Source organism: Kitasatospora sp. SUK 42 (genome assembly GCF_015776785.2).
In the GTDB taxonomy this organism is placed as follows: Bacteria; Actinomycetota; Actinomycetes; order Streptomycetales; family Streptomycetaceae; genus Kitasatospora.
Genome location: NZ_LFMD02000002.1, coordinates 1,116,938 through 1,132,040 on the forward strand (window position 1 = coordinate 1,116,938; position 15,103 = coordinate 1,132,040).

At 73.6% G+C, this 15,103-nt stretch carries 19 protein-coding genes; 8 read left to right on the forward strand and 11 right to left on the reverse strand.

The genetic code is table 11. From position 1 onward, the window contains the following. Together RZ50_RS04680 and sigE are read right to left on the reverse strand one after the other, a co-directional pair. The coding region (locus RZ50_RS04680; protein ID WP_374199872.1) for an anti-sigma factor at positions 1-587 on the reverse strand (587 nt) is incomplete at its 3' end. Continuing rightward, positions 584-1,297: an RNA polymerase sigma factor SigE gene (sigE, locus tag RZ50_RS04685; RefSeq protein ID WP_374199898.1), complete on the reverse strand. Its 714-nt coding sequence runs from the start codon at positions 1,295-1,297 to the stop codon at positions 584-586. The genes sigE and RZ50_RS04680, both read right to left, overlap by 4 nt. Before the next feature lie 312 nt (positions 1,298-1,609). Here sigE and RZ50_RS04690 point away from each other — a divergent pair, with 312 nt between their 5' ends. After that, on the forward strand, positions 1,610-2,242 hold the full coding sequence (locus RZ50_RS04690) for a class I SAM-dependent methyltransferase (protein WP_188303549.1): 633 nt from the start codon (positions 1,610-1,612) through the stop codon (positions 2,240-2,242). A 123-nt stretch (positions 2,243-2,365) separates the two neighbouring features. Here the strand turns inward: RZ50_RS04690 and RZ50_RS04695 are convergent, their stop codons facing one another. Continuing rightward, entirely contained in the window at positions 2,366-2,533 is a 168-nt protein-coding gene (locus RZ50_RS04695; RefSeq protein ID WP_014137929.1) for a DUF3117 domain-containing protein, read from the reverse strand. 298 nt (positions 2,534-2,831) lie between these two features. On the opposite strand from RZ50_RS04695, the gene RZ50_RS04700 reads away from it, so the two are divergent. Next, positions 2,832-3,632 (forward strand): enoyl-CoA hydratase-related protein, encoded by an 801-nt coding sequence (locus RZ50_RS04700; protein WP_196947670.1) that lies wholly within the window; start codon positions 2,832-2,834, stop codon positions 3,630-3,632. Positions 3,633-3,670: 38 nt separating this feature from the next. Here the strand turns inward: RZ50_RS04700 and RZ50_RS04705 are convergent, their stop codons facing one another. Both RZ50_RS04705 and RZ50_RS04710 read right to left on the reverse strand, forming a co-directional pair. Continuing rightward, a complete protein-coding gene (locus tag RZ50_RS04705) occupies positions 3,671-4,246 on the reverse strand; it encodes a DNA-3-methyladenine glycosylase I (protein WP_196947671.1) in 576 nt (191 codons plus the stop codon). Beyond that, on the reverse strand, positions 4,243-4,671 hold the full coding sequence (locus RZ50_RS04710) for a DivIVA domain-containing protein (protein WP_196947672.1): 429 nt from the start codon (positions 4,669-4,671) through the stop codon (positions 4,243-4,245). The genes RZ50_RS04705 and RZ50_RS04710 overlap by 4 nt, the downstream gene beginning before the upstream one ends. Before the next feature lie 180 nt (positions 4,672-4,851). On the opposite strand from RZ50_RS04710, the gene folP reads away from it, so the two are divergent. Further along, complete coding sequence (gene folP / locus RZ50_RS04715; RefSeq protein ID WP_196947691.1) at positions 4,852-5,664, forward strand: dihydropteroate synthase; 813 nt, start codon at positions 4,852-4,854, stop codon at positions 5,662-5,664. A gap of 85 nt (positions 5,665-5,749) precedes the next feature. Here folP and RZ50_RS04720 read toward each other — a convergent pair whose 3' ends face one another. Together RZ50_RS04720 and dapE are read right to left on the reverse strand one after the other, a co-directional pair. Further along, on the reverse strand, positions 5,750-6,559 hold the full coding sequence (locus RZ50_RS04720) for a TIGR00730 family Rossman fold protein (protein WP_254801984.1): 810 nt from the start codon (positions 6,557-6,559) through the stop codon (positions 5,750-5,752). Between the two features lie 110 nt (positions 6,560-6,669). Beyond that, positions 6,670-7,746 carry a succinyl-diaminopimelate desuccinylase gene (dapE, locus tag RZ50_RS04725; protein ID WP_196947673.1) on the reverse strand — a complete coding sequence of 359 codons (1,077 nt, stop codon included), beginning with the start codon at positions 7,744-7,746 and terminating at the stop codon, positions 6,670-6,672. A 156-nt stretch (positions 7,747-7,902) separates the two neighbouring features. Between dapE and RZ50_RS04730 the strand changes: the two genes are divergently transcribed. Both RZ50_RS04730 and RZ50_RS28860 read left to right on the forward strand, forming a co-directional pair. Beyond that, positions 7,903-8,970, forward strand: a complete 1,068-nt coding sequence (locus RZ50_RS04730) for a hypothetical protein (protein WP_196947674.1) — start codon at positions 7,903-7,905, stop codon at positions 8,968-8,970. Between the two features lie 309 nt (positions 8,971-9,279). After that, on the forward strand, positions 9,280-10,071 hold the full coding sequence (locus RZ50_RS28860) for a hypothetical protein (protein WP_254801985.1): 792 nt from the start codon (positions 9,280-9,282) through the stop codon (positions 10,069-10,071). A gap of 140 nt (positions 10,072-10,211) precedes the next feature. On the opposite strand, the gene dapC is transcribed toward RZ50_RS28860, so the two are convergent. Continuing rightward, a complete protein-coding gene (gene dapC / locus RZ50_RS04745) occupies positions 10,212-11,303 on the reverse strand; it encodes a succinyldiaminopimelate transaminase (protein WP_217680243.1) in 1,092 nt (363 codons plus the stop codon). 99 nt (positions 11,304-11,402) lie between these two features. Beyond that, entirely contained in the window at positions 11,403-11,729 is a 327-nt protein-coding gene (gene fdxA / locus RZ50_RS04750) for a ferredoxin (protein ID WP_196947676.1), read from the reverse strand. A 295-nt stretch (positions 11,730-12,024) separates the two neighbouring features. On the opposite strand from fdxA, the gene RZ50_RS04755 reads away from it, so the two are divergent. Together RZ50_RS04755 and RZ50_RS04760 are read left to right on the forward strand one after the other, a co-directional pair. Beyond that, on the forward strand, positions 12,025-12,864 hold the full coding sequence (locus RZ50_RS04755) for a GNAT family N-acetyltransferase (protein ID WP_308271385.1): 840 nt from the start codon (positions 12,025-12,027) through the stop codon (positions 12,862-12,864). A gap of 76 nt (positions 12,865-12,940) precedes the next feature. Beyond that, a complete protein-coding gene (locus RZ50_RS04760; protein ID WP_374199899.1) occupies positions 12,941-13,813 on the forward strand; it encodes a transglutaminase family protein in 873 nt (290 codons plus the stop codon). A gap of 13 nt (positions 13,814-13,826) precedes the next feature. Here the strand turns inward: RZ50_RS04760 and RZ50_RS04765 are convergent, their stop codons facing one another. After that, positions 13,827-14,456: a response regulator transcription factor gene (locus RZ50_RS04765; protein ID WP_196947679.1), complete on the reverse strand. Its 630-nt coding sequence runs from the start codon at positions 14,454-14,456 to the stop codon at positions 13,827-13,829. Between the two features lie 64 nt (positions 14,457-14,520). On the opposite strand from RZ50_RS04765, the gene RZ50_RS04770 reads away from it, so the two are divergent. Further along, positions 14,521-14,793, forward strand: a complete 273-nt coding sequence (locus tag RZ50_RS04770) for a hypothetical protein (protein ID WP_196947680.1) — start codon at positions 14,521-14,523, stop codon at positions 14,791-14,793. Here the strand turns inward: RZ50_RS04770 and RZ50_RS04775 are convergent. Then, the gene (locus RZ50_RS04775; RefSeq protein WP_196947681.1) at positions 14,744-15,094 is read right to left on the reverse strand and encodes a hypothetical protein; all 351 of its coding nucleotides are present in this window, start codon (positions 15,092-15,094) and stop codon (positions 14,744-14,746) included. The two genes, RZ50_RS04770 and RZ50_RS04775, sit on opposite strands and share 50 nt — an antisense overlap. Positions 15,095-15,103: the final 9 nt, after the last annotated feature.

The following is a 15,103-nucleotide window of genomic DNA, read 5'->3' on the forward strand; positions in this document are numbered from 1 at the left end:
CCGAGCGCGCCCGCGCCGAAGGAGGCTCCGGCGCCGCGGCCGAAGGAGCCGCCGGTGAGCCGGCTGCCACCGAGCGTGCCGGTGGCCCCGACCCCGCCGCCGGGCAGGTCGTCGTCGTCACGTCGGCGGCGGTCGCCCGGCCAGCCGCCGTCCGCCGGGGCGTCCTCCGGAAGGCTGCCGACGGCCATCAGCCGGGCCATCAGCGCGGAGGAGGGGCCGGGGGTGTCGGTGCGGGTCAGCAGGTGCTTGACGGAGCGGCCCTCGTCGGCCTCGGCCTTGCACTGCGGACAGGTGGCCAGGTGGGCCAGGACCCGCTCGCGCGAGTCGTGGCCGAGCTCGCCGTCCAGGAACGCCGAGAGGCGGTCGCCGAGGTGGTGCTCCTCGGCCGCGGGTTCGGCGGGGCGTACGGGCAGGGCGCGCAGCGCCGTGTCGGCGGGCAGCGGGGCGGCGGGCAGCAGGGACTCGCCGGGCTCGCCGCTCGCCGGATCCCCGGCGCCGCGGCGGCCCGGCAGTGCCCAGCCCCGCCAGGTCAGGGACCGCTCGGACGCATCCGAACGGTCCGGACCGGACCGGCCGGTTCCGCTCACGATCGCCTCCGCCCGCGCCCGCCCGGCGCGACCACGGCCTCACCGGCGGCGACGCCGACCGGCACCGGCTCCTCCGAGCCGCCGCGGCGCTCACGGCCGGGGGCCGAGCCGGGGGCGCGGTGCTTGAGCGCGGCGCGCAGGTGCGAACGGCCGCGGTGGATGCGGCTGCGGACGGTGCCGAGCTTGACGCCCAGCGTGGCGGCGATCTCCTCGTAGGACAGGCCCTCGATGTCGCAGAGCACCACGGCGGCGCGGAACTCCGGGGCGAGGGTGTCCAGGGCCTGCTGCACGTCGGCGTCGAAGTGGGTGTCGCTGAAGTGCTGGGCCGGGCTGGGCTCGCGGGAGGCGAGCCGCTCGGCCGCGTCCTCGCCGAGCGCGTCGAAGCGGATGCGCTGGCGGCGGCGGACCATGTCCAGGAACAGGTTGGTGGTGATCCGGTGCAGCCAGCCCTCGAACGTGCCGGGGGTGTAGGTGGACAGCGAACGGAACACCCGGACGAAGACCTCCTGGGTGAGGTCCTCGGCGTCGTGCTGGTTGCCCGTCAGGCGGTACGCGAGGCGGTAGACGCGGGCGCTGTGCGCCTCGACGATCTCCTCCCAGGTGGGCGGAGTCCAGCTCTGCGCGTCGGGGCCCTCGGCGAAGGTCGCGAGGGCGGGAGCCTCGGCGGTACCGGCGGCCGGCGTCGGAACGGCGGCGGCGGGCTGGTCCATGTCGGAGTGCGCAGGCTGGTTCATCACGGGCTTCGGCGTACGGGCCGACGCGGTGCCGCGGGAGTGCCGCCGCACGGGGACGTCGCCCTCGGCCACACCTCCTCGGTCGGCTCTTCTGCCCAGCAGGGCCACCACCATATCCACCTCACCCGTCAAGCCCGGATAAAAGTGCCCGGGAGGTCTCTCGTACCCGGTCCTCAGTGACAACGGCCCGCCGCCGTACGCGGTTCCCGGTCGGCCAGTAATCTGTGCCAGGAAATATCGACATCCCTCGGCACCGGGCCGCCACCCGGGGCTCCGAAAGAGGCAGCCATCAGCGAGTTCGGGCCCGCGCGCGCGGCCCTCGCCGACACCTACGTGGGCGAGGACGCGGTGCTGACCTACGCCCGGGCGCAGTCCGCCCGGACCGGCATACGCGCGATCGGGCCGAGCGGCGGGGCGTGCCTGCGGCTGCTGGCCGCCGCGCTCGACGCCAAGGCGGTGGCCGAGATCGGCACCGGCACCGGGGTCTCGGGGGTCTACCTGCTGCGCGGGATGCGGCCGGACGGCGTGCTCACCACGGTGGACTCCGAGCCGGTGCGCCAGCAACTGGCCCGCGAGGCGTACCAGGCGGCCGGGTTCGCGGCCAACCGCTCCCGGTTCATACCGGGCCGGGCGCTGGACGTGCTCCCCCGGCTCGCCGACGGCCAGTACGACCTGGTGTTCTGCGACGGCGATCCGGCCGAGTCGCGTGAGTACCTGCTGGAGTCGCTGCGGCTGCTGCGGCCGGGCGGGATGGTCTGCTTCGAGGGGGTCTTCCAGGAGGGCCGGCTCGCCGAACCGGAGCTCCAGGACCCGCAGACCGGCGCGGTGCGCGACCTGGTCCGGGACGTGCGGGAGAGCGACGCGCTGCTGCCCGCGCTGCTGCCGGTCTCGGACGGGCTGCTCTGCGCGGTCAAGCGCTGACGCCGGCTCCGCGGCGCCTGCGCGGCGTCTCCGGCGGTCGGGAAACACGCGGGCCCGGGCCGACGTGACGTCGTACCCGGGCCCGACTGCACATCTCCAGGAGATGGCGAGCACCTGCTGCGGTCAGCCGCAGGCCTTCTTCAGGGCCTCGCCGAGGGCGTCGGCCTCGTCAGGCGTGAGCTCCACCACGAGGCGTCCGCCGCCTTCGAGCGGAACGCGCATGATGATGCCCCGCCCCTCTTTGGTGACTTCGAGCGGGCCGTCACCCGTCCGCGGCTTCATGGCCGCCATGCTCGTTCCCCTTCCTGCAACCGCTCAGCTACGCACCGGCAGTCCGTCCACCGCCGGTATCGAACGCATTGATCGGAAGCCATTATCCCGCATGCCACGGCCTGATGACCAACATCACTCTCGGTGCAACCTCGGCCGGATCGGCACCAACCGCCGCAATTCACGTGATAAGCCCCGGCGTGGCGGCACCCCCGACACCATGGGAAGGTGCGATACCTCACACTCCCCAGCCCGCCGTCTGCTCCGGCATCCTGGCACACGACCACCGACACGACGATCGTCTAGGGAGCCCTCGCCCATGTCCGATTCCGTGCTGTACGAGCTGGACGGCGGCCTGGCCGTCATCACCATCAACCGTCCGGAGGCGATGAACGCCCTGGACGTCGCCACCAAGGTCGCGCTGCGCGACGCCGTGACCGGGGCCGCCGGGGACCCTTCGGTGCGGGCCGTGCTGCTGACCGGCGCGGGCGAGCGGGCGTTCTGCGTCGGGCAGGACCTGAACGAGCACCTGGCGCTGCTGAAGCGGGCCGAGGAGACCGGCGAGGGCGCGCTGCGGACCGTCGCCGAGCACTACAACCCGCTGGTGCGGGCGCTGGCCGGGATGCGCAAGCCGACCGTCGCCGCGGTCGGCGGAGTGGCGGCCGGCGCGGGCGCCTCGCTCGCCTTCGCCTGCGACTTCCGGATCCTCTCCGACCGGGCCGGCTTCAACACCGCCTTCGCCGGGATCGCCCTGACCGCCGACTCGGGCGCCTCCTGGACGCTGCCCCGGCTGGTCGGGCACGCCAAGGCCACCGAGCTGCTGATGCTGCCCCGGACGGTGAAGGCCGCCGAGGCGATGGAGCTGGGCCTGGCCACCAAGGTCGTGCCGGCCGACGAACTCGCCGCCACCGCACGGGTCTTCGCCCGCGAGCTGGCCGAGGGCCCGACCGTCGCGTACGGCGCCATCAAGGAGTCGCTGGCGTACGGCGCCTCCCACTCGCTGGACGAACTCCTCGACAAGGAGGACGAGTTGCAGACCCTGGCGGGCGAGAGCGAGGACCACCGGATCGCGGTGCGCGCCTTCATCGCCAAGGAGAAGCCGGAGTACCTGGGTCGCTGAGCGGGCGCGGCCGGTCGACGGGAGCTGGCGGGCGGGCCCTACTCGCCCGTACGGACGTGGCAGTCCGCCAGGTGGTCGTCGACCAGGCCGCAGGCCTGCATCAGGGCGTAGGCGGTGGTCGGGCCGACGAAGCGGAAGCCCGCCTTCTTCAGCGCCTTCGCCAGCGCCGTCGACTCGGGCGTGACGGCCGGCACCTCGTCCAGCGAGCGGGGGGCCGGCCGGTCCGGGTCGGCGGCGAACTCCCAGATCAGCTTGTCCAGACCACCGTCCAGGTCGCGGGCGACCCTGGCGTTGGCGATCGCCGCCTCGATCTTGGCCCGGTTGCGGATGATGCCGGTGTCGGCGAGCAGCCGCTCCCGGTCCGCCTCGCCGAACTCGGCGACCCTGGCGATCTCGAAGCCGGCGAACGCGGCCCGGAAGCCCTCGCGGCGGCGCAGGATGGTCAGCCAGGACAGGCCGGACTGGAAGGCCTCCAGGCAGACCCGCTCGAACAGCGCGTCGTCGCCGTGCACCGGGCGGCCCCACTCGGTGTCGTGGTAGACCCGGTAGTCGTCGGTCGATTCGCCCCAGCCGCAGCGGAGCAGACCGTCCGCGCCGAGCACGGCACCGCTCACCGCTCCTGCCCCGGCTTCGCGTCCTCGGGGGCCGGTGCCTTGGTCAGTGCGACGGCCGGTTCGGCCGCCTTCGCGAACTCCTCCAGCCCGGGCAGCGGTTCGGCGGCCGGGTCCGGGGCGGCGGTGGCCTCGACCGCGCCGCGCAGGTGGGCGGCGGCCTCCAGCTCGGCGATCCGCGAGTCGCGGTAGGCGAGTTCGGCCCCGAGGCGGTCCAGGACGTCGTCCACCTCGTCCATCCGGTAGCCGCGCAGGGCCATCGGCAGCCGCAGGTCGTCCACGTCCGTCTTGCCCAGCGGGCGGTCCTGCGGCAGACGCGCGGCGATGCGGTCCGGCACCGCCTCCGGCATCGAGCCGCCCCCGCCCAGCGCCACCAGCGCGGCGCCGCCGACCACCACGGCCATGGCGACCACGATCACCCAGAACACGAGCTGTCCTCCCGAACTCCCGGACGGTCCTCTTCGAAGTGCCGGGGAACCAGACTGATCATGACAGCATGGTCCCCAGTGAGGCCGGGGGCCATCATCGCACCCGCAGGAGCGGAGGAGGAGACATCGGTGGCACTGCGTCTGGGACCACGCGCATTCGGCGACGACGAGCTGGTGATCATGGCGATCGTGAACCGGACGCCGGACTCGTTCTTCGACAAGGGCGCCACCTTCGCCGACGAGGCCGCGTTCGCCGCGGCGGACCGGGCGATGGCCGAGGGCGCGGCGATCCTGGACATCGGCGGGGTGAAGGCCGGGCCGGGCGACGAGGTCACGGTCGAGGAGGAACTGCGGCGCACCGTGCCCTTCGTGGCCGAGCTGCGCAAGCGCCACCCCGAGGCGGTGATCAGCGTGGACACCTGGCGGCACGAGGTCGGCGAGGCCGTCTGCGAGGCGGGCGCGGACCTGCTGAACGACGCCTGGGGCGGGGTGGACCCGAAGCTCGCCGAGGTGGCCGCCCGGCACGACGTCGGGCTGGTGTGCACCCACGCCGGCGGCGCCGAGCCGCGCACCCGTCCGCACCGGGTCGGGTACGAGGACGTGATGGCGGACATCCTGCGGGTGACCGTCGGACTGGCCGAGCGGGCGGTGGAGCTGGGGGTGCGCCGGGACGCGGTGATCATCGACCCGGGGCACGACTTCGGCAAGAACACCCGGCACTCGCTGGAGGCGACCCGGCGGCTGCCGGAGATGACCGCGACCGGCTTCCCGGTGCTGGTCTCGCTCTCCAACAAGGACTTCGTCGGCGAGACCCTGGACAGGCCGGTGAACGAGCGGCTGCTCGGCACCCTGGCCACCACCGCGGTCTCGGCCTGGCTGGGCGCGCAGGTCTACCGGGTGCACCAGGTCGCGGAGACCCGCCAGGTGCTGGACATGGTCGCCTCGATCCGCGGCACCCGCCCCCCGGCGGTCGCCCGCCGGGGGCTGGCGTAGGGCCTGCGCCGGATCGGGCCCGGAATCCCGTCGGGCCCGGAATCCCGTCGGGCCTGGATCTCCTCGGGCCTGGATCTCGTCGGGCCTAGATCTCGTTGGCCGGTCGGCGGGCGTCGGCGAGGATCTTCATCACCTCGTCGATCTCGTCGGTGATGTGGAACAGCTCCAGGTCGTGCGGGGCCGCCTTGCCCTGCTCGACCAGGGTGTTCTTCAGCCACTCGTAGAGGCCGCCCCAGTACGCGCTGCCGTAGAGGATCACCGGGAAGCGGGTGACCTTCTTCGTCTGCACCAGGGTGAGCGCCTCGAAGAGCTCGTCCAGCGTGCCGAGCCCGCCGGGCAGGACCACGAAGCCCTGCGCGTACTTCACGAACATCGTCTTGCGGACGAAGAAGTAACGGAAGTTCAGCCCCAGGTCGACGTACTCGTTGAGGCCCTGCTCGAAGGGCAGCTCGATGCCGAGCCCGACGCTGAGCCCGCCCGCCTCGGAGGCGCCGCGGTTGGCCGCCTCCATCGCGCCGGGGCCGCCGCCGGTGATCACCGCGTAGCCGGCCTCGGCGAGGGCCCGGCCGATGGCCATCCCGGCCTCGTACTCGGGCGAGCCGGCCGGGGTCCGGGCCGAGCCGAAGACGCTGATCGCGGGTGGGAGTTCGGCGAGGGCGCCGAAGCCCTCGACGAACTCGGAGGTGATCCGCAGCACCCGCCACGGGTCGGTGTGCAGCCAGTCGGTCGGACCGGTGGTGTCCAGCAGACGCTGGTCCGTGGTGCTCGTGCCGACCTGGTCCCGGCGCACCAGCACCGGGCCCTTCTGCTTCTCGGGCCAGGCCTTCCTCTTCCGCGGCACGCCCACCTTCTCGGGGCCGTGCCCGTACTGCTTCTCGTCTCCTGTGCCTGTCATGACGAAACCCTACGCCCGCCTTCCCCCGTTTTCAGGCAACGGGGGAAGGTCGGTTGGGCAACCGGAAGGTGGCGTTCGACCGATGGCCGGACCGGCCGGTCACGGCGGGGTCAGCTGGTCAGCCAGGCGCGCAGCCGGTCCTCGGTCTCGGCGATGGCGGTCAGCGAGCAGTGCTCCTCCCGCTTGTGCGCGAGGTTCGGGTCACCGGGGCCGTAGTTGACCGCCGGGACGCCGAGCGCGCTGAACCGCGCGACGTCGGTCCAGCCGAACTTGGCCCGGGCCTGGCCGCCGGTGGCCGCTAGGAAGGCCTGCGCGGCCGGCTGCGAGAGGCCCGGCAGGGCGCCCGGGGCGAAGTCGGTCACGGTCAGCTCGAAGCCGTCGAAGACCTCGCGCACGTGCTTCTCCGCCTCGGCCTCGCTGCGGTCCGGCGCGTAGCGGAAGTTGACCGTGACGACGCACTCGTCCGGGATCACGTTGCCGGCCACGCCGCCGTCGATCCGCACCGCGTTGAGGCCCTCGCGGTACTCCAGGCCGTCGATCTCCACCCGGCGCGGCTGGTAGTTCGCCAGCCGGGTGAGCACCTCGGCGGCGTGGTGGATGGCGTTGTCGCCGAGCCAGCTGCGGGCCGAGTGGGCGCGCACGCCGGAGAGGCGGATCTGCGCCCGCAGGGTGCCCTGGCAGCCGCCCTCGACCACGCCGCCGCTGGGCTCCATCAGCACCGCGAAGTCGGCGGCCAGCCACTCCGGGCGGTCCTTGGCGAGGTGGCCGAGGCCGTTGCGGTGGGCCTCCACCTCCTCGCAGTCGTAGAAGACGAAGGTGAGGTCGCGGTTGGGCTCGGCCACGGTGGCCGCGAGGCGCAGCTGGACGGCCACGCCGGACTTCATGTCCGAGGTGCCGCAGCCGTAGAGCAGGTCGCCCTCGACGTACGAGGGCAGGTTGTCGGCGATCGGCACGGTGTCCAGGTGGCCGGCGAGCAGGACACGCTCGGCACGGCCGAGGTTCGTCCGGGCGACCACGTTGTTGCCGTAGCGGTCCACGGTGAGGTGCGGGTAGCCGCGCAGGGCGGTCTCCACGGCGTCGGCGAGCGCCTGCTCGTCGCCGCTCACCGAGGGGAAGTCGACGAGTCGGGCGGTCAGCGCGCCGCCGTCGAGAGTGAGGTCCAGGGGCGTCGGGTTCGGGCTGCTCATGGCGTCAGCCTAGTCGTGGGTGTGTGTGCCCGGTGTGGTCGTTCTGTGACACGGACTGTGACACGGAGAAGGCCCGGAACGGCAACCGGGATGCGCCGCACACCCGTCCGAGTGGGTACGGTGTCGGATCAAGGAGCGGGCGCGAGAGGGGCGAGGGTGGCCAGGAGAAGGGGCAGCGAGCAGCTGGACGGCGAGGAGCTGGACGAGGAGTCGACTCCACGCCGCGGTCCGCTGCGGGCGCTGTTGCTCGTGCTGGTCGGGCTGCTCGGCCTGGCGATGGTGGCGGGTCTGGCCGTGGTCGGGATCTGGTGGTTCGGCTTCCGGCAGGCGGCCACCGAGGAGTGCACGGTGAAGACCGCGGCCGGCAGCGGCACGCTGGAGCTGCCGCAGGCCGCCAACGCCGCGACGATCGCCGCGGTGGCGCGTTCGCGCGGGCTGCCGGACCGGGCGACCACGATCTCGCTGGCGACCGCCATGCAGGAGTCCAAGCTGCGCAACCTCGCGGGCGGCGACCGGGACTCGATCGGCCTGTTCCAGCAGCGGCCCTCGATGGGCTGGGGCACCCCCGAGCAGATCGCGGACCCGGTGTACGCGACCAACAAGTTCCTGGACGGCCTGGTCAAGGTCCCCGGCTACACCCGGATCCCGCTGACCGACGCGGCCCAGGCGGTGCAGAAGAGCGGCTACCCGCAGGCGTACGCCAAGCACGAGACCAAGGCGACCCTGCTCACCTCGGCGCTGTCCGGGCGCGAGCCCGGCTCCTTCAACTGCGTGGTGAAGGACTACGCCAAGCCGGATCCGGCCGACGCGTCCTCGCCGACGGCGGGCGCCTCGGCCACCCCGGCCGCGCTGCCGGACCGCACCCAGGTGCTGTCCGACCGGGTGCGCCGGGAGTTCGGCCGGACCGTCACCCCGGCGGCCGGCTACACCTCGACGATCAAGGGCGCCGAGAACGCGGTCTCGCTGACCCTGGACCCGGCGGCCGCCGCGCTGACCTCCTCGGCGGACGCCGCGGCGGACGGCGGGGTGAGCGCCGAGCGGGCCAGCGGCTGGGAGGTGGCCCACTGGGCGGTCGCCCAGGCCCAGCAGCTGGGCATCGCGACGGTCGCCTACGACGGGAAGATCTGGCGCAAGAGCAAGTCGGAGGACGGCTGGCAGGCCCAGGGCTCCGGCACGTCGACCAAGCTCGTCCAGGTCACCCTCGCGCCGTACGACAAGAGCTGACGCACTGGTGTTCGGGTTGCCGCCGGACGGGTGATTCGGGTCAACCCCGGTGGACCGACCCCCCGTTCCGGCGGCCCCCGGTGGAGAACCGTCACTTCCCTTGGCCGGGGCCGGTTCGACGGTGCGCGGCGGGCCCGGTGGACGCCTCCGCTGTGGTCGTACCATCCGATGGTCGGTCGGGATCTTTCCTTGCACCGGCCGAAACCTTCTGGCTTCTCAAGCGGTAACAACCTCGTCCGCCCGGTCCCGTCCACGACCGGTCGTCCACCCGGGTGGGCGGGACGGACCCAGACCCCTTCGAGGAGCCCCATGTCTCACCCCCTCACGCGCCGGATCGCCCAGGCCGCGCTCGTCGTGGCGGCCGGAGCGACCCCGCTGGTCGCGGCCGGCTCCGCGTCCGCCCTGGGCGGTGACGCCCTGCTTCCCAAGAGCGACCTCGCGGCGCCCCTGAGCCAGCTGACCAACAACGACACCGGTTCCACCCTGCAGCACACCACCCACCAGCTCGGTCAGGCCGCCGGCACCACCGGTGCGGCCACCGTCGCCGCGGGCGTGCCGTCCGCCGCCGACGCCGCCGGGAGCATCGTCGCCCACCAGCTGCCCGAGGCGAACGAGAAGGCCAGCTCGCTGACCGCCCCGGTCGACCAGACCGCCGCCACCACCGGCCAGCTCTCCGCCGTCACCCCCAAGGTCGCCTCGGCCCTGGCCGGCAAGCTCGGCGAGGCCGTCACCGGCAGGGCCGCGGGCACCCGCAGCGCCAACGCCGGCGCCGGCGCGGTCGGCGACCTCGCCCAGGCGGGCTCCGTCACCCAGGCCCTGCCCGGCGCCGACAAGCTCGCCGGTGCCGTTCCCGGCGCCGGTGCCGTCGCCGACGCGCTGCCGCTGGGCTCCGTCCAGCGGGCGCTGCCGCTCGGCTCGGTGGAGGAGAGCCTGCCGGCCACCGACGTGCTGGGCCTCGCCGAGCACGGCTCGGCCAACCGCCTCGGCGGCGCCGACCTCGGCCAGAACAACCCGCTGTCCGGCCTGCTCGGCGGGCTCGGCCCGCTCGGCGGACTGCTGGGCGGCGCGAACGGCGGCAGCATCAGCGGCCTGCCGCTCTAAGGCCCGACTGTTGCAGGGCCCTGCTGTTGGCAAGGCCCTGCTTCCGCGAAGCCGCGTCCACGTACGCACGACGAAGTCCACGTACGCACGACGAAGGGGCCGGTGCTCCCACCCGGGACACCGACCCCTTCCGCGTACCGTCAGCGCGCCGCGTTCAGCCGTTCCACGGCCGCGGCCACCCGCTCGTCGGTCGCGGTGAACGCCACCCGGACGAAGCGCTCGCCGGCCGGCCCGTAGAAGTCACCGGGCGCCACCAGGATGCCCAGCGCGGCCAGCTCGGCCACGGTCTCCCAGCACGGGCGGTCCTGGGTCGCCCACAGGTAGAGGCTGGCCTCGGAGTGCTCGATCCGGAAGCCGTACGCCTCCAGCGCCGTCCGCAGCGCCGAACGCCGGGCCGCGTAACGCCCGCGCTGCTCGGCCACGTGCGCGTCGTCCGCCAGCGCCGCGACGGTCGCCGCCTGGACGGGCGCCGGCACGATCATGCCGCCGTGCTTGCGCACCTCCAGCAGCTCCCTGACCACCACCGGGTCGCCCGCCACGAAGGAGGCGCGGTAGCCGGCCAGGTTGGACCGCTTGGAGAGCGAGTGGACGGCCAGCAGGCCCTCGTGGTCGTTCCCGCAGACGTCCGGACGCAGGACGGAGACCGGCTCGGCCTCCCAGCCCAGCTCCAGGTAGCACTCGTCGCTGACCAGCAGCACCCGGTGCTCCCGGGCCCACTCGACGGCGCGGCGCAGCTCGTCCGCGCCGAGCACCCGGCCGGTCGGGTTGGACGGCGAGTTCACCCAGAGCAGGCGCACCCGGGAGCCGTCCAGCTCGTCCACCGAGTCGTACTCGACCGGCTCGGCACCGCACAACCGCGCGCCCACCTCGTAGGTCGGGTACGCCAGCCGCGGATAGGCGACCTGGTCGCCCGGGCCGAGGCCGAGCTGGGTCGGCAGCCAGGCCACCAGCTCCTTGGAGCCGACGGTCGGCAGGACGGCCTGCGGGCCGATCTCGGCGCCGCAGCGGCGGTTCAGCCAGCCGGCGATCGCCTCGCGCAGCTCCAGCGGACCCCAGACGGTCGGGTAGCCGGGCGTGTCGGTGTGGGCGGCCAGCGCCTTCTGGATCACCTCGGGGACCGGGTCGACCGGGGTGCCGACGGAGAAGTCGCACAGGCCGCCCGGGTGGGCGAGGGCGGTGGCCTTGTAGGGCTCCAGCTTGTCCCAGGGGAACACGGGGAGCCGATCGGACACCCTTCCCCGGTCGGAATGGCGGCGCGCCGCCCCCGGGTGGCCCGGGAACGGCGCGCGCGTGCTGTCGTCGATGCTCACAGCTTCAGATGCCACCGATCGTCAGTGGTCGGCGTTCTGAGGCGGCAGGGCCTCGATGAACGGGTGGTCCCGCTCGATCAGACCGAGCTTCGAGGCGCCACCGGGCGAACCCAGGTCGTCGAAGAACTCGACGTTCGCCTTGTAGTAGTCCTTCCACTCCTCGGGAGTGTCGTCCTCGTAGAAGATCGCCTCGACCGGGCAGACCGGCTCGCAAGCGCCACAGTCGACACACTCATCCGGGTGGATGTAGAGGGAGCGGTTGCCCTCGTAGATGCAGTCAACCGGGCACTCTTCGATGCACGCCTTGTCCTTCACGTCGACACAAGGCTGCGCGATGACGTAGGTCACGCTGTCGTTCCTCCTCGGAAGGGCCTGGCGGCCCGTTCTGTTCTGCTCGCGTGCGCGGTGAGCGCGGCGTCGTCGATGCCCGCCCCTAGTATCGCGGGTCGGAGACCGCAAATGCACAGGAGGTGGCCTGATCATGACCCGAGACCCGTCGCAGAGCCGTCCGGAAGTCCGGATAGATCGCTCTGACGTGGGACGACGTGTGTCCGTTCGGCGCCTCTCGGAGTTCGTGGACGACCGGCCGGTGTTCCGGGATTCGATCGGCGTGCTCACATCGTGGGACGATCATGGACTGACCGTGGTGCCTCGCTCGGGCGAGCCGGTCCTCGTACCGGAGAAGCTGCTGGTCGCGGGCAAGGTGGTGCCGCCGTTCCCGGCGCGGCGCGCGCCGCTGCCGGCCGCCACGCCGGTCGAGCTGCAGCGGATCGCGGGGCGCGGCTGGCCCGGGGTCGAGCAGGAGGCGCTCGGCGAGTGGACGCTGCGCGCGGCCGCCGGGTTCACGCGGCGGGCCAACTCCGTCCAGGCCCTCGGCGACCCCGGACTGCCGCTGCCTCAGGCGCTGGCCGCCGTACGGGACTGGTACGCGGCGCGCGGACTGCCCGCCCAGGTCGAGGTGGTCACCCCCGGGACGGCGGACGGGCTGCGGGAGCTGCTGGGCGCGCCGCACTCCCCCACCCTGGTGCGCACCGCCCCGCTGGCCGGGGTCGCCCGGGCCGGCACCGGGCAGGACAGGGTCCGGCTCTCGCGGACGGCGGACGCCGACTGGATGTCCCTGTACGGCCGACTGGGCGAGGACCCCGCCGTGCGGGAGGCCGCCCGGCGGGTGCTGCACGGCGGCCCCTCCGTCTGGTTCGCCACCGTGCCGGGCGCCCCCGGGCAGCCGCCGCTGGCGATCGGGCGCTGCGTCGTCGACGGCCCCTGGGCCTGCTTCGGCGCGATCGAGGTCCAGCCGTACGCCCGGAGGGCCGGGCTGGCGACGGCGGTCATGGCGGTGCTCGCCGCCCGCGCGGCCGAGGAGGGCGCCAGCGGCGCGTACCTCCAGGTCGAGGCGGGGAACGAGGGTGCGATCGCGCTGTATGACGGACTCGGCTTCACGACCAGTCACACTTACCACTACGCGCTCCTCCCCCAGGAGTGACCACCTGACCGTTACGTCGTTGTTCGTCCCGCTTGTCCGCTTGTCCGTCCGCCGTACGAAAGCCGTCGCCGTCACCGTGACCGAGCAGAGCAGAGACCGCTTCCGGACCGCCGCCCGCACCGAGGACCCCGATCCGGTGCTGCTGTGCCTGCTCGCTGCCGCCGAGCACGACCCCGTCCTGGACCCCGGCGACCCGGGCGAACCACCCGGGGTGGACGCCGTGCTCGCCGCCTGCGAGGCCGCGCTGGAACGGCACGCGGCCGCCGTCCGGCTCGCCGTGGCCGAGCGCTCGCCGTCCGGGCCGGAGGAGACCGCCGCCCTGCTCGCCGCCGTGCTCGGCGGACGGGAACGGTTCCACGGGCGGCAGTCCGACTACCGGCGGCTGGAGTCCTCGCTGCTGCCCGACGTGCTGCGGCGGCGGCGCGGACTGCCCATCATGCTCTCGCTGGTGTGGATCGCGGTCGGGCAGAAGGCCGGGCTCACCGTCCACGGCATCGCGCTGCCCGGCCACTTCATCGTCGCGGTCGGCGGCCCGACCGGCGGCGAGCAGTACGTCCTCGCCGACCCGTTCCACGGCGGACGGCTGCTCGACCCGGCCGACGTCGAACACCTGGTCGCCGCCTCCGGGCACGAGTTCACGCCCGCCCTGCTCACCCCGGCCCAGCCGCTGGACATCGTGCTGCGGATACTCGGCAACATCCGCGCCTGGGCGGCCGACCGTCCCGAACACGCCCGCACCCAGCTGTGGGCCACCGAACTCGCCCTGCTGCTCCCCCGCCACCCCGCCCAGCTGCGGCTCGAACGGGCCGAACTCCTGGTGCGGATGGGGGACTTCCTCGGCGGCTCGGCGGAGATGGACTCGTACGCGCAGATCCTGGACGCCTTCGACCCGGACGGCGCCGCCAAGGTCCGGCAGGAGGCCCGGGCGGCGCGGCACCGGCTCAACTAGGACCTGTCCGCCGCTACAGCCAGCCCTTCTCCCGGGCGATCCGGACCGCCTCGGTGCGGTTGCGGGCCTCGGTCTTCTGGATCGCCATCGAGAGGTAGTTGCGCACCGTCCCCTCCGACAGGTGCAGCCGCCTCGCGATGTCCGCGTTCACCGCGCCGTCCGCGGCCGCGCCCAGCACGTCCCGCTCGCGCGCGGTCAGCGGGTTCGCGCCCTCCGCCAGCGCGGCCGCCGCCAGCACCGGATCGATCACCCGCTCGCCGCGCAGCACCCGGCGGATCGCCTCGGCCAGCTCGGCGGCGGGCGCGTCCTTCACCAGGAAGGCGTCCGCGCCCGACTCCATCGCCCGGCGCAGGTAGCCGGGGCGGCCGAAGGTCGTCGCGATCACCACCTTCGTACCCGGCGCCCGGCGGCGCAGCTCGGCCGCCGCCTCGATGCCCGTCAGGCCCGGCATCTCGATGTCCAGCACGGCGACCTGCACCTCGTTCGCCAGCACCGCCGCCACCACCTCGTCCCCGCGGCCCACCTGCGCGACGACGTCGATGTCCCCCTCCAGCCCGAGCAGCGCCGCCAGTGCCTCCCGGACCATCCCCTGGTCCTCGGCGAGCAGCACGCGGATCGAGGGGCTGTTCTCTGCGTTACCCATGGCCACGACCTTAGAGGGGAACGGGCTTGAGTCTCCGGTAGGAGGAGACCGCACAGTGGTGCCCATGGACGGAGACGACATCCGCTACTCGATCGGCGACCTCGCCCGGCGCACCGGGCTCACCGCCGAGACCACCCGGTTCCAGGCCCTCCACACCCTGACCGCCGTCACCACCCTCGACAACCCGGCCTCCCGGGCCGTCCCCACCCGCAACGCCTTCACCGTCACCGGGGAGTTCCTCCTCGCCGGCCGCCCCGCCCTCCGCTACCGCCGCACAGGCACAGGTGTCACAGCCAGCGCCTGGCGGCGTCGAGGCTGTCGGCGCCGGTGGTGTTGAAGGCGATGGCGGCCTGTGGGGCGTGGCGGCGGACGAGATTGACGACGAGTTCGAAGAGGGGCAGGGCGGGCTCGGGCTTGCGGATGCCACCGCCGATGACGACGACGTCCCACGGGCGGGAGGCGAGGGCGGCGGTGATCGCGGGTTCGGCGGTCCCGTCGGGGGCCACCAGGGTCATCGACGCGTCGATGCCGTGGTCGGCGAAGCGGGCGAGTTCGGCGTCGAGGACGGCCCGCAGGCCGTCGCCGTCCATACCGGGGACGCTGTGCGGGTCGAAGCCGAGGACGAGGACGGTGGACATGCCGGGTAG